Source organism: Psychrobacillus sp. Z3-81 (genome assembly GCF_056620325.1).
In genome coordinates, this window is sequence record NZ_JBWQPU010000110.1 from 1 (window position 1) to 238 (window position 238).

At 46.6% G+C, this 238-nt stretch carries 1 protein-coding gene; it reads left to right on the forward strand.

The window, feature by feature from the left end; translation table 11 throughout:
* Nucleotides 1-71: 71 nt before the first annotated feature.
* A partial coding sequence (locus tag AC1ECF_RS17825) for a monovalent cation/H(+) antiporter subunit G (protein ID WP_480390768.1) occupies nucleotides 72-238 on the forward strand: 167 nt, incomplete at its 3' end.

Below are 238 nucleotides of genomic sequence, written 5' to 3' on the forward strand. Positions count from 1 at the left end.
GATTGGCATTCTGGCTTTTCTAAGTACGGTGGCATTTGCACGCTATATTGAACGGGGGGCGGTATTCAAAAATGAAGGAGATCGTTAGTGTAACCGCCGAAACGGCTATAGGTTTAATCGTTTTGCTTGGTGCATTGCTGAGTGCATTTAGCGCTTTTGGACTCATTCGTCTGCCTGATGTGTATTTACGTGCTCACGCCGCTACCAAAAGTATGACACTCGGCGTACTGTGTGTACT